This is a genomic window from Streptomyces sp. DF42 (assembly GCF_058267695.1).
This window is the reverse complement of record NZ_CM177859.1, coordinates 2722182-2744674: the sequence shown is the minus strand read 5'-3', so window position 1 is coordinate 2744674 and position 22493 is coordinate 2722182. Positions and strand designations below refer to the sequence as shown.

Annotated in this window: 18 protein-coding genes and 2 pseudogenes; 10 read left to right on the top strand and 10 right to left on the bottom strand. The window is 70.9% G+C overall.

What is annotated here, in order from left to right; all coding sequences use genetic code 11:
- Positions 1–2: 2 nt before the first annotated feature.
- The gene (efeB, locus tag ACYUED_RS12550; protein ID WP_491292363.1) at positions 3–1307 is read right to left on the bottom strand and encodes an iron uptake transporter deferrochelatase/peroxidase subunit; all 1305 of its coding nucleotides are present in this window, start codon (positions 1305–1307) and stop codon (positions 3–5) included.
- Positions 1308–1320: 13 nt separating this feature from the next.
- Positions 1321–2472 (bottom strand): iron uptake system protein EfeO, encoded by a 1152-nt coding sequence (gene efeO, locus ACYUED_RS12545; RefSeq protein WP_491292362.1) that lies wholly within the window; start codon positions 2470–2472, stop codon positions 1321–1323.
- A 274-nt stretch (positions 2473–2746) separates the two neighbouring features.
- On the opposite strand from efeO, the gene ACYUED_RS12540 reads away from it, so the two are divergent.
- Positions 2747–3457: a PhzF family phenazine biosynthesis protein gene (locus ACYUED_RS12540; RefSeq protein ID WP_491292361.1), complete on the top strand. Its 711-nt coding sequence runs from the start codon at positions 2747–2749 to the stop codon at positions 3455–3457.
- On the opposite strand, the gene map is transcribed toward ACYUED_RS12540, so the two are convergent.
- Positions 3444–4301: a type I methionyl aminopeptidase gene (gene map, locus ACYUED_RS12535; RefSeq protein WP_491292360.1), complete on the bottom strand. Its 858-nt coding sequence runs from the start codon at positions 4299–4301 to the stop codon at positions 3444–3446. The genes ACYUED_RS12540 and map overlap by 14 nt on opposite strands.
- Positions 4302–4359: 58 nt before the next feature.
- Here map and ACYUED_RS12530 point away from each other — a divergent pair, with 58 nt between their 5' ends.
- On the top strand, positions 4360–4590 hold the full coding sequence (locus tag ACYUED_RS12530) for a hypothetical protein (RefSeq protein WP_266513196.1): 231 nt from the start codon (positions 4360–4362) through the stop codon (positions 4588–4590).
- A gap of 96 nt (positions 4591–4686) precedes the next feature.
- Here ACYUED_RS12530 and ACYUED_RS12525 read toward each other — a convergent pair.
- Positions 4687–4965 (bottom strand): annotated as a pseudogene (locus ACYUED_RS12525) (MFS transporter); the annotation flags it as partial.
- 245 nt (positions 4966–5210) lie between these two features.
- Positions 5211–5813: a phosphoheptose isomerase family protein gene (locus ACYUED_RS12520; RefSeq protein ID WP_491292359.1), complete on the bottom strand. Its 603-nt coding sequence runs from the start codon at positions 5811–5813 to the stop codon at positions 5211–5213.
- Positions 5814–5892: 79 nt separating this feature from the next.
- Between ACYUED_RS12520 and ACYUED_RS12515 the strand changes: the two are divergent.
- From ACYUED_RS12515 to ACYUED_RS12505, 3 genes and pseudogenes are all read left to right on the top strand, one after another.
- Positions 5893–6291 (top strand): annotated as a pseudogene (locus ACYUED_RS12515) (sialidase family protein); the annotation flags it as partial.
- A gap of 192 nt (positions 6292–6483) precedes the next feature.
- Complete coding sequence (gene npdG / locus ACYUED_RS12510; protein ID WP_491292358.1) at positions 6484–7200, top strand: NADPH-dependent F420 reductase; 717 nt, start codon at positions 6484–6486, stop codon at positions 7198–7200.
- A 110-nt stretch (positions 7201–7310) separates the two neighbouring features.
- Positions 7311–7490: a hypothetical protein gene (locus ACYUED_RS12505; RefSeq protein ID WP_491292357.1), complete on the top strand. Its 180-nt coding sequence runs from the start codon at positions 7311–7313 to the stop codon at positions 7488–7490.
- Here the strand turns inward: ACYUED_RS12505 and ACYUED_RS12500 are convergent.
- The gene (locus ACYUED_RS12500) at positions 7480–8280 is read right to left on the bottom strand and encodes a site-2 protease family protein (RefSeq protein WP_491292356.1); all 801 of its coding nucleotides are present in this window, start codon (positions 8278–8280) and stop codon (positions 7480–7482) included. The genes ACYUED_RS12505 and ACYUED_RS12500 overlap by 11 nt on opposite strands.
- A gap of 238 nt (positions 8281–8518) precedes the next feature.
- Here ACYUED_RS12500 and ACYUED_RS12495 point away from each other — a divergent pair, with 238 nt between their 5' ends.
- Entirely contained in the window at positions 8519–11815 is a 3297-nt protein-coding gene (locus ACYUED_RS12495) for an AfsR/SARP family transcriptional regulator (protein WP_491292355.1), read from the top strand.
- A 20-nt stretch (positions 11816–11835) separates the two neighbouring features.
- On the opposite strand, the gene ACYUED_RS12490 is transcribed toward ACYUED_RS12495, so the two are convergent.
- The 3 genes from ACYUED_RS12490 to panB form a co-directional block, all read right to left on the bottom strand.
- Positions 11836–12669, bottom strand: a complete 834-nt coding sequence (locus ACYUED_RS12490) for an ABC transporter permease (protein WP_491292354.1) — start codon at positions 12667–12669, stop codon at positions 11836–11838.
- Entirely contained in the window at positions 12666–13691 is a 1026-nt protein-coding gene (locus tag ACYUED_RS12485; protein WP_491292353.1) for an ATP-binding cassette domain-containing protein, read from the bottom strand. The genes ACYUED_RS12490 and ACYUED_RS12485 overlap by 4 nt, the downstream gene beginning before the upstream one ends.
- A gap of 398 nt (positions 13692–14089) precedes the next feature.
- On the bottom strand, positions 14090–14965 hold the full coding sequence (gene panB / locus ACYUED_RS12480; protein ID WP_491292352.1) for a 3-methyl-2-oxobutanoate hydroxymethyltransferase: 876 nt from the start codon (positions 14963–14965) through the stop codon (positions 14090–14092).
- A gap of 200 nt (positions 14966–15165) precedes the next feature.
- Between panB and ACYUED_RS12475 the strand changes: the two genes are divergently transcribed.
- The 4 genes from ACYUED_RS12475 (at position 15166) to ACYUED_RS12460 (ending at position 20055) form a co-directional block, all read left to right on the top strand.
- Positions 15166–16755, top strand: a complete 1590-nt coding sequence (locus ACYUED_RS12475) for an MFS transporter (protein WP_491292351.1) — start codon at positions 15166–15168, stop codon at positions 16753–16755.
- Positions 16756–16827: 72 nt separating this feature from the next.
- A complete protein-coding gene (locus ACYUED_RS12470) occupies positions 16828–17457 on the top strand; it encodes a TetR/AcrR family transcriptional regulator (protein WP_491292350.1) in 630 nt (209 codons plus the stop codon).
- A 301-nt stretch (positions 17458–17758) separates the two neighbouring features.
- A complete protein-coding gene (locus ACYUED_RS12465; protein ID WP_491294221.1) occupies positions 17759–18727 on the top strand; it encodes an endonuclease/exonuclease/phosphatase family protein in 969 nt (322 codons plus the stop codon).
- 98 nt (positions 18728–18825) lie between these two features.
- A complete protein-coding gene (locus tag ACYUED_RS12460) occupies positions 18826–20055 on the top strand; it encodes an MFS transporter (protein ID WP_491292349.1) in 1230 nt (409 codons plus the stop codon).
- Between the two features lie 357 nt (positions 20056–20412).
- On the opposite strand, the gene ACYUED_RS12455 is transcribed toward ACYUED_RS12460, so the two are convergent.
- Positions 20413–22449 carry an NAD(+) synthase gene (locus ACYUED_RS12455; RefSeq protein ID WP_491292348.1) on the bottom strand — a complete coding sequence of 679 codons (2037 nt, stop codon included), beginning with the start codon at positions 22447–22449 and terminating at the stop codon, positions 20413–20415.
- Positions 22450–22493 lie beyond the last annotated feature (44 nt).

Sequence of the window (22493 nt, the reverse complement as noted above, 5' to 3'; positions counted from 1 at the left end):
GGCTACGCCTCCTTGGAGAACAGGGTGCTGCCCCACCAGTCGTCCTTGTCGCGGACGCCCGGCGGAACGGCGAACACCGCCGAACCCACGTGCTGGATGTACTCGTTGAGTGCGTCGGTCGCCGACAGCCTGCGCTGCAGCGGGATGAACCCCTTGCGCACGTCACGCATGTAGGCCAGGAAGAACAGGCCCGCGTCCAGGCGGCCGAGGCCGTCGGTGCCGTCGGTGAAGGAGTAGCCACGGCGCAGGATCGTGATCCCGTTGTTGGAGTCGGGGTGCGCGAGCCGGACGTGCGCGTCGGGCTTCATCGCCTTCAGGAACGGCGCGTCGTGCTCCTTGGCCTTGCCGACCGGGGCGCCCTCGCCCTTGTCGCGGCCGAACACGTCCTCCTGCTCCTGCAGCGACGTGCGGTCCCAGGTCTCGATGTGCATCCGGATGCGCCGGGCGACGAGGTAGGACCCGCCGGTCATCCAGTCCGAGTCCTGGCTGCCGTCCTTGTCCCCGACCCACACGAACTTCTTCAGCCGGTCCGGCTCCGTGCCCGCGATGTTGCGGGTGCCGTCCTTGAACCCCATCAGGTTGCGCGGGGTCTGCGCGTCGGGGGTCGTCGACGAGGTCTTGCCGAAACCGAGCTGCGACCAGCGGATGTTGACCTTGCCGAAGCCGATGCGGGCCAGGTTGCGAATCGCGTGCACGGCGACCTGCGGGTCGTCGGCGCAGGCCTGGATGCACAGGTCGCCGCCGGTGCGCGACTTGTCGAGGGCGTCGCCGGCGAACTGCGGGAGGTCGGCCAGGGCCTCGGGCCGCCGGTCCTTGATCCCGAACGTGTCGCCGTACTTCTCGAACAGCGACGGCCCGAAGCCGATCGTCAGCGTCAGCCGCGAGGGCTTCAGGCCCAGCGCCTCGCCCGTGTCGTCCGGCGGCGCCTCGGCGAGTCCGCCGTACGCGCCGTCACCGACCGCCTTCCCGGCGGTCATCCGGCGTGCGGCCGCCGTCCAGTCCTTGAGCATCTGCACGAACTCGGCGCGGTCGTCGGTCTGCACGTCGAACGCGGCGAAGTGCAGCCTGTCCTGCACCGGTGTGGCGATGCCGGCCTGGTTGGCGCCGTGGAAGGCGACCGCCGCGCCCATCCCGGCGGCGGCCGGGTCCGCCTCGTCGGTGGAGCCGACGCGGGTCATCGCCACCGCACCGCCGGCCGCGGCGGCACCGAGCGCGAGCCCGGCCCCGCCCCAGCCGATCAGCGAACGCCGGGAGGGCCGCTGCTGAGCGGCGGCTTCCGCGCCCGTTGCTTCCTGAGTGTCCGTCATGGTGGTCCGTCCCCTACTTCGCAACGGCGGCGGCGAGCTTGGACAGCGGCTCCGCGAGCGCGTTCACCGCGTCCGAGAGCTCCTTGCGCTGGTCCTTGGTGACGGTGTCGTACGACACGAAGCCGTTCTGTTCCCGTCCCTGCGAACCGTCCGTGCGGTACTTGTCGAGCGTCGCGTTCAGCGAGGTGAACTGCTTGTCCAGCTCGGTGGTCAGCGCCTTGTCGTTCTGCTGCGCGACCGGCTTGAGCAGTTCGTACGCCTTCTGCGCGCCCTCGACGTTCGCCTTGAAGTCGGAGAGGTCCGTGTGCGAGTAGCGGTCCTCCTCACCGGTGACCTTGCCGGTGGCGACCTCGTCGAGCAGTTCCTTGGCACCGTTGGCCATGGAGGTCGGGGTGATCACGGCCTTGCCGACCCGCTTCTGCCAGTCCTTCAGGTCGGTGACCAGCCGGTCGGCGAGCGTCTTCTGCGCGGCGCCGGTCTTCTTGTCCTGCCACAGCGCCTTCTCCAGCGCGTGCCAGCCGGTCCACTTCTGGCCCTTCTCCAGGCCGTCGGCGCGCGTGTCGGTCTCGGGGTCGATGTCCCCGAAGGACTCGGCGATCGGCTCGGTGCGCTCCCAGCCGACGCGCGACGGGGCGTAGGCCTTCTTGGCGGCGTCGAGGTCGCCGGCCTTGATCGCCTCGGCGAAGGTCTCCACCTTCGGGAGCGTGGCGTCGGCCTGCTCCTGCGCGTACTCGCGGTAGTCGGCGACGGCCTTGTCCAGCTTGGGGTCGCGCTTGGCGACCGCGCCGGAGCCGGTGACCGTGAGCTTCTGCCGGACGCCGTGCCCCTTCATCCCCGGGCGGCAGGCGATCTCGTACGATCCCGCCTTCACCTCCGCGGTCAGCGTGTACTTGGTGCCCGGCCCGATGTTCTCCTTCTCCGACACGATCCGGTCGTCCGGGAAGAGGATCTCGACCTCGGTCGCCTTGGAACCCTTGTTCTCGATGCTCAGCGTGACCTGGCCGGCCGGCACCGACTTGGCGGAGGTGTCGCACGTGGAGTCGGCGGCGGTCACCTTGACTGCCGCGTCACCGTCACCCTTGCTCTTCTCCGTGCACCCCGTCACGGCGGTCAGTGCCGCGGCCGTGACGACGGCGGTGACGACGGAGAGTCTGGCGGCTCGCATGCAGGCTCCAAGCGGTGGCGAAGAATCGCGTGTCGGGACTCACACAGGGATGGTGAGGCTCACCTAACTTATCTAAGGCTTGCCTGCGTGATACCCACCCATGTGGTGATTCAGCTCTCATGGACGGTGTATGAGCACGGAGCGATCACGTTGGCCAAAATCACTTCCCAAGAGATGGTCAAGGGAGATTCAAGGATTTCGCTTCGAGTGACCAGAGGAGCCCCCGCCGTGGGCGGCCGCGGCACGCCTCGAAGGGCGATGTTTGAATGCCCCCGTGACTGACTACGACGTGCTCCGTGTCTTCTGCGGAGCGGACGGTGGCTACGGCAACGAGCTCGGCGTCGTCCGTGACGGCTCTGTGCTGCCGGATCCGGACGAACGGCAGGCGTTCGCGGGGAAGTTGGGGTTCAGCGAGACCGTGTTCGTCGACGACCCCGAGCGCGGAGTCGTCGACATCTACACCCCGACCCTGCGGCTGCCCTTCGCCGGCCACCCCTGCGTCGGCACGGCCTGGCTCCTCGACGTGCCCGAGCTGGTGACACCGGCCGGGGTGGTCGGGGCCCGCCAGGACGGGGAGTTCAGCTGGATCGAGGCGCGGGCGGAGTGGGCTCCGCCGCGGACGCTGCGCCAGTACGGGACGGCCGCCGAGGTCGATGCGCTGCCCGTGCCGGCCAAGGGGGAGTGGATCTACGCCTGGGCCTGGGAGGACGAGTCGGCCGGGCGGGTCCGCGCGCGAGGCTTTCCGGGGCGCGACGACGGCATCGAGGAGGACGAGGCGACGGGTGCGGCGGCGCTGCTCCTGACGGACCGCCTGGGCCGGGCGCTCAACATCACCCAGGGCGCGGGGTCACAGATCCTCACCGCTCCGCAGCCGTACGGCTGGGTGGAGATCGGCGGCCGGGTCTTCCTGGAGCGTGAGCCGGAGCGCCAGGCAAAAAGCCCGCCCGGAAGAGGGCGGGCCCTGGGGTGCCCTAGGGGAGCGTGAGGATCTCCGCTCCCGTCTCCGTCACCACCAGCGTGTGCTCGAACTGGGCCGTGCGCCTGCGGTCCTTCGTGACGACCGTCCACCCGTCGTCCCACATGTCGTAGTCGTGCGTCCCGAGCGTCAGCATCGGCTCGATGGTGAACGTCATCCCGGGCTGCATGACCGTCGTCGCGTGCGGGCTGTCGTAGTGCGGGATGATCAGGCCCGAGTGGAACGCGGAGCTGATCCCGTGGCCCGTGAAGTCGCGGACCACTCCGTACCCGAAGCGCTTGGCGTACGACTCGATCACGCGGCCGATGATGTTGATCTGGCGGCCCGGCTTGACCGCCTTGATCGCGCGATCGAGGGACTCCCTGGTGCGTTCGACCAGGAGACGGCTCTCGTCGTCGACGCTCCCGACCAGATATGTGGCGTTGTTGTCGCCGTGCACCCCGCCGATGTACGCCGTCACGTCGAGGTTGATGATGTCGCCGTCCCGGAGCACGGTCGAGTCCGGGATGCCGTGGCAGATCACCTCGTTGAGGCTGGTGCACAGGGACTTGGGGAAGCCGCGGTAGCCGAGCGTCGAGGGGTAGGCGCCGTGATCGCACATGTAGTCGTGCGCCGCCTTGTCCAGCTCGTCGGTGGTGACCCCGGGGGCGATGAGCTTGGCCGCCTCCGCCATCGCCTGCGCGGCGATCCGGCCGGCGGTGCGCATCGCCTCGATCGTCTCGGGCGTCTGCACCTCCGGTCCGGTGTACGGCGACGGCGCGGGCTTGCCGACGTACTCGGGACGGCGGATGTTTCCGGGTACGGAACGGGTGGGAGACAGCTCCCCTGGTACGAGCAGCGACTGGCCAGACATGCCAGCGAGTCTAACCAGCGGGCATGGGGGAATATGTCGGAGGCGAGAGGAGCAGGTCATGGCCTTGTTCAAGAAGCGCACGGCCGGCAAACCCGGCGAGTGGTACTACTGCCTGGAGCACAAGAAGGTCGAGGAGGGGCCGGAGTGCCCGGCCAAGGACCGGTTCGGGCCGTATGCCTCGCGCCAGGAGGCGGAGGCCGCGATGGCGACGGCCCGCGAGCGCAATCTCGAATGGGAGAACGACCCGAAGTGGCACGACGCCCCGGCCGGAACCCCTGACGACGACTGATTCTGCTTCTGATCCTGATCAGGGCTGGGCGGGTGCGGGCGTCTTCCGTCGGTCGCGCAGTCGTAGCGCGTGCTCGTTCGTGCGGACGTCGTACGTCAGCTTCCGCTTGTCGAGGGCGTCGGCGAGCGCACCGCCGTACAGCCCGAACACCAGCAGCGGCAGCAGTTCCACGGCCCCGATCGCACCGACCGCCGCCGCGGACCCCGTGAGCTGCTTCAACTGCACCGGCAGTGCGACGAAGGTCAGAAAGCTGCCGAAGTTCGAGATCGTCCCCGACACCCACAACCGCCGGAAGTCGACCGAGTTCCGCCAGGGAGCGAGGTCGGGGAGGAGGGCGCGCAGGCGGGAGGGGGGTTCGCAGTCGTCGCCGGTCACGAAAGGCCATGGTCGGCGGCCCGACCACCGCGAGCAACTGCTTTTCGCCCCCGCGGCCCCTACCCGTCCCGGGGGCCAGCCCCCGGACCCCCGCTCCTGAAACGCCGGAGGGGCTGAATTCAGCTCAGCCCGTGTCAGCCCGTCCGGCGTTTGAGGACGAGGCCGTTCAGGCCGAAGCGGGGGTCTGGGGGCGCAGCCCCCAGGGAAGGGGCGGCGGGGGCGAAGCTCTCAGGCGGACGCGAGGTTCACCAGCGCGCGGGTGGTGGCGCCGTCAGGTGGTCGGCCAGCCGGGACAGGCGGTCCCTCAGCCGCCGGTTCCCCCTCGGCGCCGGCAGCGCGTTCTCCCCGGCCGCCGCACTGACCAGGTGCTGCACGGTGTCCAGGTCCAGCTCCGAGCCCTCCGGCACGGTCAGCGACTCATGTGCCATGGGGGCGAGTTCGCCCCCGCCGGGGCCGAGGGCCAGCACCGTCGCCCCGGCCCGCCGTGCGTCGTGCACCCGCTCCAGAAGCGGGGCGCCCGGCCCTCCCGGCGACACGACCAGCAGCGTCTCTCCCCGGCGCGCCGCCGCCAACCGGCCGAGCCCGACGGCCAGATGTGCCGGATCGGACGGGCACGCGCCGTGCCGTACGAGCGTCGGGGCCAGCTCCGGCGTCCCCGACCACGCGGCCTCGTCCACCAGGTGGGCCGCCAGATGCCACGGCTCGTACTCCTGCGTACCCACCAGGAGCAGCCCGCCGCCGTGCGACACCACGGATCCGCGCAAGGTCCCCGCGAAGCGCCGCGTGGCGCCCAACCACTCGGTTCCGGCGAGCACTTCGCGCAGCAGCGCGACCCGTACGGCGTCCATGCGTCCGCATACTGCACCAACCGGTCACTCGTGACCCGGAGTTCACCACGAATTCGCCCGACCTGGGGACGTTGCGTGGATGAGCGAAGCCACCGTGCCCTTCGGTGCGGGCCGCGAGGGATACGCCAGTTACCGGATCCCGGCGGTGGTCGCCACCGCGAAGGGCACCCTCCTCGCCTTCTGCGAGGGGCGCGTCAGGTCGGCGAGCGACTACGGCCACATCGACATCGTGCTGAAACGCTCTACGGACGGCGGCCACACCTGGGGCCCGCTGAAGGCCGTCGCGAGCAACGGTGTCCAGCTCGCCGGCAACCCCGCGCCCGTCGTCCTCGACACCGGCCGCGTCCTCCTCGTCCACGTCCGCTCGGCGGCCTTGGCGAGCGAGGCCGCCATCCTGCGCGGCAAGGTCAAGGACGCCGACGGGCGGCGGGTGTGGGTGCAGCACAGCGACGACGACGGGGTGACAACGGCACGACCTGGCGGCCGGTGCACACGGCCGACGGTCTGCCCGCCGCATACTCCGACCTGGTACGGATCGACGCGAGCACGGTCGGACTGCTATACGAGACCGGGGACTTCGGCGCGTACGAGCGGATCGTCTTCCGGCGGGTGCCCGTGACGCGGCTCACCTGACCCGCTGGGCCGGTCGGGGCGGACGTAAAGTCGGCCCATGACCTCTACCGACAGTGCTGCACAGGTCCCCGCGAAGGCCCCCGCCAAGGACCCCTGGGACCTCCCCGACGTCTCCGGGCTCGTCGTCGGCGTCCTTGGCGGGACCGGGCCCCAGGGCAAGGGCCTGGCCTACCGGCTGGCGAGGGCCGGCCAGAAGGTGATCATCGGCTCGCGGGCCGCAGAGCGGGCCCGGGCCGCCGCCGACGAGCTCGGGCACGGCGTCGAGGGCGCGGACAACGCCGAGTGCGCGCGCCGCAGCGACATCGTGATCGTCGCCGTGCCGTGGGACGGTCACGGCAAGACCCTGGAGTCACTGCGGGAGGAGCTGGCCGGCAAGCTCGTCGTGGACTGCGTCAACCCGCTCGGCTTCGACAAGAAGGGCGCGTACGCGATCAAGCCGGAGGAGGGCAGCGCGGCCGAGCAGGCCGCCGCCCTGCTGCCGGACTCGCGGGTGACGGCGGCCTTCCACCACCTGTCGGCGGTGCTGTTGCAGGACCCCGAGATCGTCGAGATCGACACCGACGTGATGGTGCTGGGGGAGGTGCGGGGCGACGTCGAGATCGTGCAGGCCCTCGCCGGACGCATCCCCGGCATGCGCGGCATCTTCGCCGGCCGGCTGCGCAACGCCCACCAGGTCGAGTCGCTCGTCGCCAACCTGATCTCGGTGAACCGGCGGTACAAGGCCCACGCCGGGCTGCGTGTCACGGACGTGTAGGGGGATGGGGGACACTGGTCGCCGTAGCAGTGTCCCCCCGAAGACCCAAGCCCCGAAGACCCGAGCCTCCGGAGAGCCGAGCCCGAGTCCGCCGACAGGAGCCGATCGAAATGCCCCGCCTTGGACTGTATGCCCTGATCGTCTGTCTGCTCGCCGTGGCCGCGGCCGTGGTCGCCTTCGCGCAGGGCAGTTGGCTGGGGATCGTGTGGGTGCTGCTGGCGGGGCTGTCCAGCAACATGTGCTGGTACTACATGAAGCGGGGCAGGACCCGTAGGTCGGTCACGGGCTGACCGAGCAGAACTCGTTCGTACCCTGCCAGAAGCGGTAGAGCCCCTGACCGCAGTACGTGTCGAAGTCTCCGATCCCGAGGCTGCGCAGGATCGAGTCGATCACGTCGAAGAACACGCTGTTGATGGACGGCACCCACAGCAGGGCGAACACGAACAGCAGGCCGAACGGCGCGAAGGGCTCCACCTGTCGCTTGATGTTGCCCGACAGCCAGGGCTCGATCACGCCGTAGCCGTCCAGGCCGGGCACCGGCAGGAAGTTCAGGAGGGCGGCCGTGACCTGGAGCAGGGCGAGGAAGGCCAGCGCGAACCGGAAGTCCCGCGGCACGCCGTCCAGCGCGTGCAGCCAGAACGGAGCGGTGCACACGGCCGCGAACAGGACGTTCGTCAGCGGGCCGGCCGCCGAGATGAGACTGTGCCGCCAGCGCCCCTTGATGCGGTTGCGCTCGATGAAGACGGCGCCACCGGGCAGACCGATGCCGCCCATGATCACGAAGAGGACGGGGAGGACGATGCTGAGCAGGGCGTGCGTGTAGGCGAGAGGATTGAGGCTCAGGTAGCCCTTCGAGCCGACCGTGATGTCGCCGCTGTGCAGGGCGGTACGCGCGTGTGCGTACTCGTGCAGACACAGGGAGACGATCCACGCCGCCGTCACGAACAGGAACACGGCCAGGCCCGGCTGCTCGGAGAACCCGGTCCAGGAGGCCCAGCCGGTCACCGCCGTGACGGCCAGGAGCCCTATGAAGACGGGGCTGATCCGCCGGTCGCTGCGGCTGGTGGTGGCGGTGGTCATGGGGCTCCCTGGACGGTGCGTGCGCGCGGTGGGACTGCCCGACGGTACCGGGCGTACCGGGAAAACGTCTCGCGGTGGGCCGGGGGTTCCGTGGAAGGGTAAGGACATGCGGGACCTTGAACCGCCTGACCGAACCCGGTTCCGTACGACCGAAGACCTCCGAAGACCTCCGAAGACCTTTGAAGCCGACGCACCGTCGGCCCGAACCCCGTGACCGGCCCCGACCTCTCCGGAGACAATGGATCCCGTGCGCTATCGCATCCTCGGCACCGCTCAGGCTCTCCGCCCCGACGGCACCCCCGTCCAGGTCGGCGGGGCACGGCTGCGTGCTCTGCTGACCGTGCTCGCGCTACGGGCCGGTCGTACCGTCCCCGCCGGCGTCCTGGTCGACGAGGTGTGGGGCGGCGATCCGCCCGCCGACGCGCCGGGCGCGCTGCAGGCGCTGGTCGGCCGTCTGCGCCGGGCGCTCGGCGCGGACGCCGTGGCCTCCGCCGAGGGCGGTTACCGGCTCACGGCCCGGCCCGACGACGTCGACCTGCACCGTTTCGAGCGGCTGACCGGCGAGGGCACGCGCGCGCTGGCCGACGGCGACCCCGCCAAGGCAGCCGTCGTCCTCGACGACGCCCTCGGCCTGTGGCGCGGTCCCGCCCTCACCGACCTCCCCGACCGCACCGCCGAGGCGGCCCGCTGGGACACCCGTCGCCTGGACGCCCTGCGCGCCCGCCACGCCGCCGCCCTCGCCCTGGGCCACGCCGAGCAGTCCCTGCCCGAACTGACCGCCCTCTGCGACACCCACCCCCTCGACGAACCCCTCCAGGTGCTGCGTCTGCGCGCCCTGCGCGACGCGGGCCGTACGGCGGAGGCGCTGGAGGCGTACGACGACGTACGGCGGCTGCTTGCGGACCGGCTGGGCTCCGATCCCGGTCCCGAACTGGCCGCGCTGCACGGGCAGTTGCTGGCAGGAGGCGGCAGGGCCGCAGCCGCAGGGCCGGCCGCCGCCCCGCCCGCCGCCGGCCCCGGTGCTCAGCCCCCCGGTAACCTCCGCGCCCGGCTGACCTCCTTCGTCGGCCGGGAGGCCGACATCGATGCCATTCGGGGTGATCTCGCGTCGGCCCGGCTCGTCACGCTGCTCGGGCCGGGCGGGGCCGGGAAGACACGGTTGTCGCAGGAGGCCGCCGAGAGAGTGCGGGACGCGGCCCGGGACGGGGTGTGGCTGGCCGAACTCGCGCCCCTGGACGACCCGGACGCCGTACCGGAGGCCGTGCTCACCGCGGTGGGAGCCCGCGAGACCGTGCTGTACGGCGCCGGCGCGGAAGCCATGCGGGCGGCCGGCAGCGACCGCAACGACGATCCGCTGGAGCGGCTCGCCGAGCACTGCGGCAGGCGTCGCATGCTGATCGTCCTCGACAACTGCGAGCACGTCGTCGACGCGGCCGCCCGGCTCGTCGAGGAGCTCCTGGAGCGCTGTCCTGAGCTGACGGTGCTCGCCACGAGCCGTGAACCCCTCGGTGTGCCGGGGGAGGTGCTGCGGCCCGTGGAACCACTGCCGGAACCGGTGGCCCTGCGGCTGCTCGCCGACCGGGGCGCCGCCGCCAGGCCCGGGTTCCGCGTCGACGAGGATGCCGACGCGTGCGCCGAGATCTGCCTGCGGCTCGACGGACTGCCGCTGGCCATCGAGCTCGCCGCCGCCCGGCTCCGTATCCTGACGCCCCGCCAGATCGCCGACCGGCTCGACGACCGCTTCCGGCTGCTCACCTCCGGCAGCCGCACCGTCCTGCCCCGCCAGCAGACCCTGCGCGCGGTCGTCGACTGGTCCTGGGAGCTGCTCGACGAGACCGAACGGGACGTGCTGCGCCGTCTGTCGGTGTTCGCCGGCGGCTGCGAACTCGCCGCCGCCGAGGCCGTGTGCGGGTCCGGAGCGCTGGACGCCCTCGGTTCGCTCGTCGACAAGTCCCTGGTCGTGGCCGCCCCTTCGAGCAGCGGAGACATGCGCTACCGGCTGCTCGAAACCGTCGGCGAGTACGCCGGCGAGCGGCTCGACGAGGCCGGGCAGCGGGCCGAGTCCGAGCGCGCCCACCTGACGTACTACCGCGAACTCGCCCGCACCACCGACCCGTTGCTCCGCGGGCCCGGTCAACTCGCCGCCATCGGACTGCTGGAGCGCGAGTACGAGAACCTCCGCACCGCCCTGCGCCACGCCGTCAGCGAGCGCGACGAACAGGAAGGCCTCTGCCTCGTCCTGTCGCTGGCCTGGTACTGGCAGATGCGCGACGTGCGGATCGAGGCGCGCAACTGGTGCGTCGAGGTCATGGCCCTCGGCCCCGACCCCTTCACCGCTCCCGTCCGGCGGGCCGCCCCGGTCTGGCAGCGCTGCACCGACGTCCCGCCCCCGCTGACCGGCGAACTCCTCGCCGAGGCCCGGCGCGGTGTCCATCTCGCCCATCTGGCCTGCATGGACACCGAGTTGGAGGCCTGGGACTCCCCGCAGGCGAAGGAGAAGCTGCGCCTGATCACCGAGGTGTACGAACCCGGCGCCCCGCAGATCTGCCGCACCCCGGGCATGGTCTGGTTCTACGCGGTGATGCTGACCGGCGGCGTGTCGCGGCTGCCCGACATCCTCGACGCCTCGGTCCACACCTGCCGCACCACCCCCGGCATGGAGTGGGAGCTCGCCGCCACGCTCCAGATGCGCGCCAACGTCCTGGCCAACCGCAGCGACTGGGCGGGCGACGCGGCCCGCGACGCCGACGAGTCACTGGAGATCTACCAGCGCATCGGCGACCTGTGGGGCACGGCCGAAGCGCTCTCGGCGCGGGGCGAGGCCCGTGAACGCATCGGCGAGTACCGGCGCGCCGCCGACGACTACGAGTCGGCGATCGAGCATGCCGAACGGCTCGGGGCCAACGCCCAGATGGCTGTGCTGGGTGCCCGGCTCGGCGCCGCGCTCATGGAGGCCGGCGAGGTCGAGGAGGGCGAGCGGATCCTGCGCGAGGTGATCGAGATGCCGTTCGGCTCGGGCAACGAGGCCATGCCCGCCGCCCGGATGTTCCTCGCGGGCCGGCTCGCCATGACCGACCGGCTCACCGAGGCGCGCGAGCAACTGCGGCTGCTGCGTGTGGAGTTCAGCAGCTCCCACTTCGTCGTCTTCGACGCGTTCATACTCGGCTCGGAGGCCTGGGTGGAGGCGGTCGACGGCAATCTTGAGGCCTCCCTGGACAAGGCCCGGCAGGCCATGCGGCGGGCCGGCGACCCGGTGTCCGAGGCCATCGCCCCGCACATGTGGCCCCTGTACCTGGCCCTCTCCGCGATCGGCCTGGCCGGGTCGGACGGCGGCAGCCGGGCCCTCGACGCCGCCCGCTGCATCGGGGCCGCCCGCGCGGCACTGCCGTCGGGCCATGTCCCGACATCCCTGGAACGCGCGGTGTACGAGCGCGCGGAGCGGCAGGTGCGTGCCGTGCTCGGCGACCAGGCGTACGAGGCCGCGCACGCCGAGGGCGGCGGCCTCTCTCCCGAGGAGGCCACCGCCCTGGTCTGACGTGCGCACCGGCGTGAACGTCAGCTCTTGGTACGGAACTTGTGGATCGCGTAGGGCGCAGCCACCGCGGTGATCGCCACCGACCAGCCCAGCGTCAGCCACAGGTCGTGCGCGACCGGGCCGCCGACCATCAGTCCGCGGGCCGCGTCCGCGAGCGTGGACAGCGGGTTGTAGTCGGTGAAGGTCTGCAGCCAGCCCGGCATCCGCTTCGTCGGCGCGAAGATCGACGAGCCGAACTGCAGCGGGAAGAGGACCAGGAAGCCCATCGCCTGCACGGACTGCGCGTTCTTCAGGGTCACGCCCAGGGTGAGGAACACCCACATGATCGAGGAGGCGAACACCGCGGACAGGCCCACGGCCGCGAACAGACCGCCCCAGTGGTTGATGTCGAACCCGACCAGGACGGCGACGATCATCAGCACGGTGGTCGCGAACAGCATCCGCGCCAGCTCGACCGCGATCTTCGCGAACAGCACCGAGCCGCGGCCGATCGGCAGCGACCGGAAGCGGTCCATGACACCGGAGTTGAAGTCCTGGCTGAACCCGGTGCCGACGCCCTGTGACAGCGACATGCTCATCATCGCGATCATGCCCGGGATGACGTACTGCACGTACCCGTCCTGACCGCCGCCCAAGGCCTGCCCGATCGAGCCGCCGAAGACGTACACGAACAGCAGGGTGAAGATGACCGGCATCAGCAGCGCGTCGAACATCGACTCGGGGTCCTGCTTGATCCACAGCAGGTTGCGGCGGATCAGGGCGCTGGTGTGGCGCAGGTGGCCGCGCAGCGGGATACGGGCGTCGGCGGCGGCCGGAGCGGTGGTGGTGGCGGCGGTGGCGGTTGCGGCGCTCATACGGCGACCTCCTCGCGGGTCTCGGTGGGCACGGCGTCCTGCGGGGCACTGGCGCGGTGGCCGGTGAGGGACAGGAACACCTCGTCCAGGCTGGGCAGTTCGGTCGTGATGGAGCTGATGGTGATGCCGCGCGCCATGACCACGCTGACCACGGCGGTCAGCTGCTCGTCGCTGAGGACCGGGACGAGCACGGTGCCGCCCTCGGTGTCGACGGTGGTGGTGGCGAGCCCGGTGATGCCGAGCTCGTCGAGGGCGTCGGCGAGCGGGCGCAGGTGCAGCGGATCGGCGGGCTTCACCCGCAGCGTCCGTCCGCCGACCTTGGCCTTCAGCTCGTCGATGGCACCGCCCGCGATGACCTTGCCGTGGTCGACGACCGTCAGCTCGGAGGCGAGCTGCTCCGCCTCCTCCATGTACTGGGTGGTCAGCAGAACGGTCACGCCCTCGGCGACCATCGTCTTGACCTCGTCCCACACCTCGTTGCGGGTACGGGGGTCGAGTCCGGTGGTCGGCTCGTCGAGGAACAGCACCTCGGGCCGCCCGATCAGGGAGGCGGCGAGGTCGAGCCGCCGCCGCATACCGCCGGAGTAGGTGCTCGCGGGCCGCTTGGCGGCGTCCGTCAGTGAGAACCGCTCCAGCAGTTCGTCGGCCCGCGTTCGGGCCTCCTTGCGAGGCAGGTCGAGCAGCCGCCCGATCATGTAGAGGTTCTCCCAGCCGGGCAGCTTCTCGTCGACCGAGGCGTACTGCCCGGTGAGCCCTATCACCCGGCGCAGCTGCCGAGGCTGGCGCAGCACGTCGTATCCGCCGACGGTCGCCTGCCCGGCGGTCGGCTGCAGGAGAGTGGACAGAATCCGTACGAGGGTGGTCTTACCGGCCCCGTTCGGCCCGAGCACACCCATCACGGTGCCCTCGCGCACGTCCAGGTCGACGCCGTCCAGCGCCTTGGTCTCGCCGTAGTGCTTGACCATCCCCCGTACGGTCACGGCGATACCGCCGTCACTGGAGTTCTTGTCGAATCGCGTCATGCCGAGAACGGTGCCAGGGCCCACCGACAAACGACCGACAGCCCGCCTACAGGCCCCGACAAGGCGCCGACATGGGCCGGACGAGGCACGGCCGTCCCGAACTCCCACCCACCCCGAACCTCCACCAACCCGCTGGGGGCGGTGATGGTCGGCGCTGGTCAGGGCATTTCAGCGGTTCCGGCGTCTGAGGACGAGGCGCGGCTGTCCCGAACCTCCGACCACCCGCTGGGGGCGGGTGGTCGGTGCCGGTCAGGGCATTTCAGCCCGTCCGGCGTCTGAGGACGAGGCCGAAGGCCGGCAGGGGGCTGGGGGCGCAGCCCCCAGGAACGGCCGGAGCCACAAAGCAGCAGCCCGCCGACGGGGGAAGATCGGCGGGCTGCCTCTGTGCCGCGATGGCTCTAGTGGACGGAGTTCTCCTCCGACGGGAACGTCCCGCCGACCACGTCCTGGGCGAACTCCTTGACCGCGTCGCTCATGACCTCGCGCAGGGCCGCGTACTTCTTGACGAACTTCGGGACCCGGCCCGGGGTCAGGCCCAGCATGTCCGTCCAGACCAGCACCTGCGCGTCCGTCTCGGGACCGGCGCCGATCCCGACCGTGGGAATGTGCAGCACCCGTGTCACCTCGGCCGCCAGCTCCGCCGGCACCAGCTCCAGGACCACCGCGAACGCGCCCGCGTCCTGCACGGACTTCGCGTCCCGCAGCAGCTGCTGGGCGGCTTCCTCGCCACGTCCCTGCACGCGGTAGCCCATGGCGTTGACGGACTGCGGGGTGAGGCCGATGTGGGCCATGACCGGGATGCCGGACTCCACCAGGAGGCGGATCTGTTCGTGCGAGCGCTCGCCGCCCTCCAGCTTGACCGCCCCGACGCCGGCCTCCTTGACCAGCCGGGTCGCCGAGCGCAGCGCCTGCACCGGGCCCTCCTGGTAGGAGCCGAAGGGGAGGTCGCCGACGATCAGGGCGCGCTGGGTGCCGCGTACCACGGCCGCCGACAGCATGGTCATCTCGTCGAGGGTGACGGGCACGGTCGTCTCGTACCCGAGGTGGCAGTTGCCCGCCGAGTCGCCGACGAGGAGCACCGGGATGCCGGCCTCGTCGAAGACGGAGGCGGTCATCGCGTCGTAGGCGGTGAGCATGGGCCACTTCTCGCCGCGTTCCTTGGCGAGGGCGATGTCGCGAACGGTGATGCGGCGTGTGCCCTTCCCCCCGTACAGCGCCTTGCTGCCGTCGGAGGGCCTGTTCTGGACAGTCTGGGCAGCCGAGAGCTGCGTCATTGCAACGGCTCCTTCAGTCATCTCGAGGCGCCCTCACGGCGTCCCCGGATCACCTCCATGGTGGCACTTCGTGCCAGAGAGAGCCAGAGGGACGTCCATCACGTAGGGATGGGAGCCAGAGGGACGTTCCTCACGTAAGGACTGGGTAAAAACATTTCGATACGGCACCGTCTCGTATCTGAATTACCTAGTCTGGTTGCATGACGACTCCACCCGTTCCTGCCACCCGGGTACCCGAAGCCGTGTACCGGCGCCGCTGGGCGATCCTCGGCGTCCTGATGCTGAGCCTGCTGATCGTGGTGCTCGACAACTCGATCCTGAACGTCGCCATCAAGACGATCTCGACACCGGCCCCGACCGGCCTGGGCGCCACACAGAGCGAGCTGGAGTGGGCGATCAACGCCTACACCCTCGTCTTCGCGGGACTGCTGTTCACCGCGGGCCTGCTCGGCGACCGGCTGGGGCGCAAGAAAGTCCTGCTCGGCGGTCTCGCCGTGTTCGGCATCGGGTCGGCACTGGCCGCCGAGTCCGGCTCGGCGACCCAGCTCATCGCCTTCCGCGCACTGATGGGCCTCGGTGCGGCCTTCGTCATGCCGGCCACCCTCGCGGTCCTGATGAACGTCTTCGAGCGCGACGAGCAGCCGAAGGCCATCGGTATCTGGGCGGGTGGCGTCGGTCTCGCCATCGCCATAGGGCCCATCACCGGCGGTGTGCTCCTCGACCACTTCTGGTGGGGCTCCGTCTTCCTCATCAACGTGCCGATCGTGCTCCTCGCCCTGGGGCTGATGCTGTGGCTGGTCCCCGACTCCCGCGACCCGAAGCCCGGCCGCGTCGACCCCGTCGGTGTCGTCCTGTCGGTGGTCGGTCTCGTCCTGCTCGTCTACGGCATCATCAAGGGCGGCGAGCTGGCCGACTTCACGGACGCCAAGGTGCTGTCGACCATCGCCGCCGGCGTCGTGGTCCTCGCCGCGTTCATCGTGTTCGAGAAGCGCAGCGACCATCCGTCGCTCGACGTCACGTACTTCAAAAACAAGGTCTTCTCGGCCGCCATGGCCGCCATCGCGCTGGTCTTCTTCGCGCTCATGGGCGTGACCTTCTTCTCGGTCTTCTACACCCAGAGCGTGCGCGGCTACTCGCCGCTGCAGACAGGTCTGCTGATGCTGCCATTGGCCGCCGCCCAGCTGATCTTCGCGCCGCGCGCCCGGCTGGTCGTCGACCGCTTCGGCAACCGCGCCACCACCACGGGCGGCATGGTGCTCATCGCGGCGATGCTGGCGGCGTTCGCCACGCTGGACGTGGACACCCCGATCTGGCTCCTGGAAGTCATCTTCTTCCTCATGGGCACCGGCATGGCGCACATCATGACGCCGACCAGCGTCGTCATCATGCAGGCCCTGCCCCGCGAGAAGGCCGGCTCCGCGTCCGCGCTCAGCAACACCTTCCGTCAGGTCGGCGGCGCGCTCGGCATCGCGGTCCTCGGCTCGGTCCTGTCCACGGCCTACCGCAACGGCGTCGAGGGCAAGCTCGGCCTGCTGCCCCCCGCCCTGCGCGACACCGCCGGCGAGTCCATCGAGGCCACACTCGGCGTCGCCGCCAAGCTCGGCCCGCAGGGCAGGGCGCTGGTCACCCCGGCCAACGACGCGTTCCTGCACGCGATGCACCTCACCGCGCTGTGGGGCGCGGGCGTGGCGGTGATCGGCGCGGTCGTCGTGGCGCTGTTCCTGCCCGGGAAGCCGCCGACCCGCCAGGAGGGCGAGGGGGCCCAGGAGTTGGTCACCGCGGCGGAATAAGCCGTCCGGCCTGCGGGGTGGTGTCGTACACAAGGGAGAATCGGGTTCAGTACACCGAAGGGACGCAGTGAAGTGAGCCTCGCCGACAGCCAAGCCGCCCCCGAGGGACCGGCCAGGGGCCGCCCTCGCAGTGAGGCCGTCGAGCGTGCCATCGTCGAGGGCGTGATGAAGCTGCTGGAGGATGGCGTGCCGCTGGCCGAGCTCTCCATAGAGCGCATCGCCCGCACGGCGGGAGTCGGCAAGGCCACCATCTACCGCCGTTGGAACGGCAAGGAGGAACTCTTCGTCGACGTCGTACGAGGTGCCGAGCCGCCGGATCCGCAACTGCCCGGCACCTCGATGCGCGACGACCTGGTGGCGATGCTGGAACAGCTGCGCAGGCGAGCCCTGCTGACCCGCTCCTCGCTGCTCCTGCACAACGTCTTCGCGCAGATGAAGAGCAGCCCGAAGATCTGGGCGGCCTACCACGCCTCGGTCGTCGAACCGCGCCGCAGGCGCCAGGTCGAGGTCCTGCGGCGCGGGCAGGCGAACGGCGAGATCCGGGCGGACGTCGACGTCGAGTTGCTGAACGACATCGTCGTCGGCCCGATGCTGCTGCGCACCGTCATGCAGCCCAACGCCGATCTGCCCGAGGGTCTTTCGGAGCGGCTGGTCGACACACTCCTCGAAGGACTACGGCCCGTCAGTTCCCCGAAGCCATAGCCCGGGTGCACGGCCCGAGTGTGCGCCTTTCGTCACAGACGGCGCTTTCCGCGGCCGTATACGGAACTCCCGGCGCCGGGTCGCTCGTCCTCGTCCCCGTACGGCCGTCATGTGACGGCAGGTCCAGGGCCGATCATCCCCTAGGGTCTAGGGGGGTGTCCGACACCCCCGTGGTGCGGGGGACGGACGGTGTGCACGGCAGGCAGTGAGGCGACGCGGTATGGCGCAGCAGGCGTACATGACGGAGACGGACAACGGCGGCTCGGGGCCCGAGCACCGCGGAGACCGGTTCCGGCGCCTGATGAGCCGCCTGGTCTCCGGATGGCGCGGCGACCCCAGAATCTGGCAACGAGGCATCGTCCTCGCCGCCATCGCGGTGCTCCTCGCCCTGGTCATGCTGCTGCACGCGCGGATCCCGAACCGCATCGGCAACCTGGGCAGCCTCACCGAGACCTTCCTGCCCTGGCTGGGCCTCCTGGTCCCGGTGCTGCTCCTGCTCGCCCTGGTGCGCAGGTCGGCGACCGCCGTGATCGCGGTGGTGCTGCCGGCGATCGTGTGGCTGAACCTCTTCGGCGGTCTGCTCTCCGACAAGACCGGCAGCGGCGGTGACCTGACCGTCGCCACGCACAACGTCAACGCCGACAACCCCGACCCGTCGGGCACGGCCCGCGACGTGGCCGCGTCCGGCGCGGACGTGGTGGCCCTGGAGGAGCTGACCGCGTCGGCGGTCCCGGTGTACGAGAAGGCGCTTGCGTCGACGTACAGGTACCACTCGGTGCAGGGCACCGTCGGCCTGTGGAGCAAGGACCCGATGACCGGTGTCAGGGCCGTCGACATCAAGCTGGGCTGGACGCGCGCCATGCGCGCCACGGTCACCACGCCCCAGGGACCGGTCGCCGTCTACGTCGCCCATCTCCCGTCGGTGCGCGTGAAGATGGAGGCCGGGTTCACGGCCCGCCAGCGCGACAAGAGTGCCAACGCGCTCGGCGAGGCCATCGCCGACGAGCCGCTGAAGCGGAAGGTGCTGCTCGGCGACCTGAACGGCACGATGAACGACCGCGCCCTCAACGGCGTCACCTCCCAGATGCGCTCCACGCAGGGCGCGGCGGGCAGCGGCTTCGGGTTCAGCTGGCCGGCGTCGTTCCCGATGGCGCGGATCGACCAGATCATGGTCCAGGGCGTCGAGCCGGTGAGTTCGTGGACGCTCCCCGCGACCGGCAGCGACCATCTGCCGATCGCGGCCCGTGTGAGCCTCGACACCGACTCCTGATCTGCCGGAATACGGGGCCTGAGAGGCTTTGTTCCGCGAATGAACATACACGCGTGGAACACACACCCCTCCGCACTCCGAAAGGAACAGGCCCCTTCATGCCCCTGGCCCTGCTCGCACTGGCCGTCGGCGCTTTTGGTATCGGCACCACCGAGTTCGTGATGATGGGCCTGCTGCCCGACGTCGCGAGCGACCTGAACGTCTCGATCCCCACCGCGGGTCATCTGGTCTCGGCGTACGCGCTGGGTGTCGTCATCGGCGCCCCGCTGCTCGCCGCCGTCACCGCGCGGATGTCCCGCCGTACGGTCCTGATCGGCCTGATGGCCCTTTTCGTGGTCGGCAACGCGCTGTCCGCGTTCGCCCCCGGCTACGACTCGCTCCTGGCCGCCCGCTTTCTGAGCGGACTGCCGCACGGCGCCTTCTTCGGAGTGGGCGCCGTCGTCGCCACGAACATGGTGGCGCCGGAGCGCAAGGCACGCTCCGTCTCGCTGATGTTCCTCGGCCTCACGGTCGCCAACGTCGCAGGCGTCCCGGTCGCCACGCTCATGGGACAACACCTGGGCTGGCGGGCCACCTTCCTCGGCGTCAGCGCGATCGGCCTGGCGGCGATCGCCGCACTCTCCCTGCTGATCCCGCACGCTCCCGCCCACGCCGCCCCGGCCGCGGGCCTGCGCGGCGAACTGGCCGCTCTGCGCTCCGTGCCGGTCTGGCTGGCGCTCGGCACCACGGTCGCCGGCTTCGGCGCCCTGTTCGCCGCGTACAGCTACATCACGCCGATGCTCACGGACGCCGCCGGGTACGCCGAGACCAGCGTGACGCTGCTGCTGGCGCTGTTCGGCGTCGGCGCGACGGCGGGCAACCTGGCGGGCGGCCGCCTGGCGGACCACTCGCTACGGGGCACGCTCTTCGGCGGCCTGATCTCGCTGGCGACCGTACTGGCCCTGTTCCCGCTGCTGATGTCGACCCGGTGGAGCGCGGCCCTCGCCGTGATCCTGCTCGGCGCGGCGGCCTTCATCACCGGCTCGCCCCTCCAGCTGATGGTCATGGAGAAGGCCTCGGCGGCCCCGTCCCTGGCGTCCTCCGCGAACCAGGCCGCGTTCAACCTGGCCAACGCCGGGGGCGCGTGGATCGGCGGCGTGGCACTGGCCGCCGGCTTCGGCGTGACCTCGCCTTCGCTGGCGGGAGCGGCGCTGGCCGTGCTCGGCCTGGGCGTTGCGGGGGCCGCGTACGCGGTGGACCGGCGGCGGTTCGTCCCGCAGGCACGGGCCGGACGGGAACGCGTGGTCGCGTCCCACGTGCCGCAGCAGTCGGAGGCGCTGCACCGCTGAGGCCCCCTGCTTGAAGGCCGGTCGGAGCATCAACGCCGGTCAGGGCATCCCAGCCCGTCCGGCGTTTGAGGACGAGGCCCTTGGGCCGATGGGAGGCCGGGGGCGATGGGGGCCTGGGTGCGCAGCCCCAGTGCCGCGCGCACCCCCACCCGACCGCGGACCCCCACTCGGCCGCGGACCCCCACTCGGCCGCGGACCCCCACTCGGCCGCGGACCCCCACTCGGCCGCGGACCCCCACTCGGCCGCGCACCCCCACACGACCGCGCACCCCCACCCGGCCGCACGGGACTGACTGCCGCATTGCCGCATCTGACTGACTGCCGCACGGGACTGACCGGCCGTACCGGACCGACTGGCTAGTCGAAGCGGGAAAGATCCCGCAGCCATGCGGTCGCCGAGCTGTCGGACGGCGCGCGCCAGTCACCCCGCGGAGAGAGCGAACCGCCGGCCGAGACCTTCGGCCCGTTCGGCATGGCCGACCGCTTGAACTGCGCGAACGCGAAGAAGCGACGGCAGAAGACCTCCAGCCACTGCCGGATCTCCGGCAGGTCGTACGCCACTCGCTTGGCGTCCGGGAAGTTCGGCGGCCAGGCGCCGGTCTTCTGGTCGTGCCAGGCGTGCCAGGCCAGGAAGGCGATCTTCGACGGCCGGAAGCCGTACCGCAGGACATGGAACAGCGTGAAGTCGTGCAGCGCGTACGGCCCGATCTTGGACTCGGTGGACTGCATCTCCTCGCCCGGTACGAGTTCCGGGCTGATCTCGGTGTCGAGGATCGCGGCGAGCGTCCTGCCGGTCTCCTCGTCGTGCTGGCCGCTGCTGATGACCCAGCGGATCAGATGCTGGATCAGCGTCTTGGGCACGCCCGAGTTGACGTTGTAGTGGCTCATCTGGTCGCCCACGCCGTACGTGGACCAGCCGAGCGCCAGCTCGGAGAGGTCACCGGTGCCGAGCACGATGCCGCCACGCTGGTTGGCGAGCCGGAAGAGATAGTCCGTACGCAGCCCCGCCTGCACGTTCTCGAAGGTGACGTCGTACACCGGCTCACCGGACGCGAACGGGTGGTCCATCTCCTGCAGCATCAGCCGCGCGGTCGGCGTGATGTCCAGCTCGGCCGCGGTGACGCCCAGGGCGGCCATCAGCTTGTGGGCGTTGTCCTTGGTGTGGTCGCTGGTGGCGAAGCCGGGCAGCGTCCAGGCCAGGATGTCGCTGCGCGGCCGGCCCGCGCGGTCCATCGCGCGCGCGGCGACGATCAGCGCGTGCGTGGAGTCGAGGCCGCCGGACACCCCGATGACGACCTTCGGGCCGCCGATCGCCGCGAGCCGCTGCTGAAGGCCCTCGACCTGGATGTTGTACGCCTCGTAGCAGTCCTGGGCCAGGCGCTCGGCGTCGGCGGGCACGAACGGGAAGCGCTCCAGGCGACGGCGCAGACCCAGGTCCGTGACCGGCGGATCGAGTTCGAACCCAAGCGTGCGGAAGTCACTCGTCCGCGCCAGGTGCGTACGGCGGTTGTCGTCGAACGTGCCCATCCGCTGCCGCTCCTGCCGCAGCAGGTCGAGGTCCACGTCGGCCACCGCGTACTCGTCGCCGAGCGGGAACCGCTCCGTCTCGGCCAGCAGCACACCGTTCTCGTGGACCATGGCCTGGCCGTCCCAGGACAGGTCGGTGGTCGACTCGCCGAGGCCGGCCGCCGCGTAGACGTACGCGGCCAGGCAGCGGGAGGACGCCGAGCGGCACAGCAGCTTGCGGTCCTCGGCGCGCCCGACCGTGATCGGGCTGCCGGAGAGGTTGACCAGGATTGTCGCACCGGCGAGGGCCGCCTCCGCGCTGGGCGGCACGGGCACCCACATGTCCTCGCAGATCTCCGCGTGCAGCACGAGCCCCGGGACGTCGTCGGCCGCGAACAGCAGATCCACGCCGAACGGCACGGCCTCGCCGCCGACCCGGATCGACCCGCCGCGTTCGTCGGCACCGTCGCCGATCTGCCGGCGCTCGTAGAACTCCCGGTAGTTCGGCGGATACGACTTGGGCACGACGCCCAGGACACGGCCGCGGTGCACGATCACGGCGCAGTTGTAGATCCGGTTGCGATGACGCAGCGGGGCGCCGACGACCAGCATCGGCAGCAGGTCCGCGGACCCGGCCACCACCTCCTGGAGCGCGGCCTCGACCCCGTCGAGCAGCGCGTCCTGCAGCAGCAGGTCCTCGATCGAGTAGCCGCACAGCCCCATCTCCGGGAAGACGGCGACGGCGACACCCTCCTCCGCGCACCGGCGTGCGTGACGCAGGACCGCCTCGGCGTTGGCGTGGGGGTCCGCGATGACGGTGTGGCCCGTGCAGGCGGCGACCCGTGCGAAGCCGTGCTGATAGATGGACCAGAAGTTCGACTGAGGCACGAGGGCCAGTGTAATCGTCAGAGCGACGCGATGGGGGGGGCGGG

Excerpts from the sequence above, each read along its gene's own strand:
- efeB (WP_491292363.1), bottom strand. The coding sequence starts at position 1,307 with ATGACGGACACTCAGGAAGCAACGGGCGCGGAAGCCGCCGCTCAGCAG.
- efeO (WP_491292362.1), bottom strand. The coding sequence starts at position 2,472 with ATGCGAGCCGCCAGACTCTCCGTCGTCACCGCCGTCGTCACGGCCGCG.
- map (WP_491292360.1), bottom strand. The coding sequence starts at position 4,301 with ATGTCTGGCCAGTCGCTGCTCGTACCAGGGGAGCTGTCTCCCACCCGT.
- ACYUED_RS12530 (WP_266513196.1), top strand. The coding sequence starts at position 4,360 with ATGGCCTTGTTCAAGAAGCGCACGGCCGGCAAACCCGGCGAGTGGTAC.
- ACYUED_RS12520 (WP_491292359.1), bottom strand. The coding sequence starts at position 5,813 with ATGGACGCCGTACGGGTCGCGCTGCTGCGCGAAGTGCTCGCCGGAACC.
- npdG (WP_491292358.1), top strand. The coding sequence starts at position 6,484 with ATGACCTCTACCGACAGTGCTGCACAGGTCCCCGCGAAGGCCCCCGCC.
- ACYUED_RS12505 (WP_491292357.1), top strand. The coding sequence starts at position 7,311 with ATGCCCCGCCTTGGACTGTATGCCCTGATCGTCTGTCTGCTCGCCGTG.
- ACYUED_RS12500 (WP_491292356.1), bottom strand. The coding sequence starts at position 8,280 with ATGACCACCGCCACCACCAGCCGCAGCGACCGGCGGATCAGCCCCGTC.
- ACYUED_RS12495 (WP_491292355.1), top strand. The coding sequence starts at position 8,519 with ATGGATCCCGTGCGCTATCGCATCCTCGGCACCGCTCAGGCTCTCCGC.
- ACYUED_RS12490 (WP_491292354.1), bottom strand. The coding sequence starts at position 12,669 with ATGAGCGCCGCAACCGCCACCGCCGCCACCACCACCGCTCCGGCCGCC.
- ACYUED_RS12485 (WP_491292353.1), bottom strand. The coding sequence starts at position 13,691 with ATGACGCGATTCGACAAGAACTCCAGTGACGGCGGTATCGCCGTGACC.
- panB (WP_491292352.1), bottom strand. The coding sequence starts at position 14,965 with ATGACGCAGCTCTCGGCTGCCCAGACTGTCCAGAACAGGCCCTCCGAC.
- ACYUED_RS12475 (WP_491292351.1), top strand. The coding sequence starts at position 15,166 with ATGACGACTCCACCCGTTCCTGCCACCCGGGTACCCGAAGCCGTGTAC.
- ACYUED_RS12465 (WP_491294221.1), top strand. The coding sequence starts at position 17,759 with ATGAGCCGCCTGGTCTCCGGATGGCGCGGCGACCCCAGAATCTGGCAA.
- ACYUED_RS12460 (WP_491292349.1), top strand. The coding sequence starts at position 18,826 with ATGCCCCTGGCCCTGCTCGCACTGGCCGTCGGCGCTTTTGGTATCGGC.